Raw genomic sequence first — 838 nt, 5'->3', positions numbered from 1 at the left:
AAGATTGAATGCCTTTAGATGGAATTTACTTTAGGAAAGTGGAACTTACTTTGAAGTTTCACCTCAGTGTAAATTGTTTCACAGTTTTATAGTAACTTTTCAAGTATGAATATTTAGGATGCTGATTATCAGTATGTTTGAAGCATAAATATCTTTCAAAATCATTATCTATTTATAATCCTTTAAGGATAGATATACATTCCCTATTCCGTCAAGATAGACCTTCGCGAATATTATGCCGACACCCCTTTTTAGAAATATATGGTTATAAGCATCTGAAGTATCCTTTACTTGAATGTACAAAGTTTCAGGGTATGTCCTTTTATTTACCTTCAATTTATAATCCATATCCACAATCCTGAAATCTCCGACCATATTTTTCCATGAAGTTCCCTTGATTACGGGACTTTTTAATATTTCTATTTTGGGTATATATTCAAATGTTCCATTCTCGATAGAATCAGCTTTATTTTTGCTATAGGCTACTATATATAAATCGACATCCGATCTGATTATTGCATACAGTTCAAACTTACCGTATAGTATTTTTAAAAGGTAACTGTTATTTTTTCTATCTATAACTGATATGTTAATATCCCTGCTGAATATAAAACTTCCCGTGCTGTAAATCCACCGTCTGCCATTTGACAACGGAAAATAATCTGATGGAAGCGTATTATCCAAAAGTATCACCTCTGTATGGAAACCTTTTATACTATAATACACATAAAGAAAATATTATGTGACAATAATATAAGGGCACGCAAAATAAAGACAAACCTTATGTTCCAATTGATATGGAACATAAGGCTTGTCTTACATGGTGGGCCATCAGGGA

1 protein-coding gene and 1 tRNA gene (1 of these 2 only partly in view) are annotated in these 838 nt (G+C 31.9%); both read right to left on the bottom strand.

The features are described 5' to 3' along the window. Positions 1–168: 168 nt before the first annotated feature. Complete coding sequence (locus QME45_13310) at positions 169–684, bottom strand: hypothetical protein (protein ID MDI6619612.1); 516 nt, start codon at positions 682–684, stop codon at positions 169–171. A gap of 137 nt (positions 685–821) precedes the next feature. Continuing rightward, positions 822–838: transfer RNA gene (locus tag QME45_13305), tRNA-Lys, on the bottom strand (it continues 159 nt past the right edge of the window).

Source organism: Clostridiales bacterium, assembly GCA_030016385.1.
In the GTDB taxonomy this organism is placed as follows: domain Bacteria; phylum Bacillota; class Clostridia; order Clostridiales; family Oxobacteraceae; genus JASEJN01.
The sequence above is the reverse complement of the archived record's forward strand: the minus strand, read 5'-3'. Positions and strand labels throughout refer to the sequence as shown.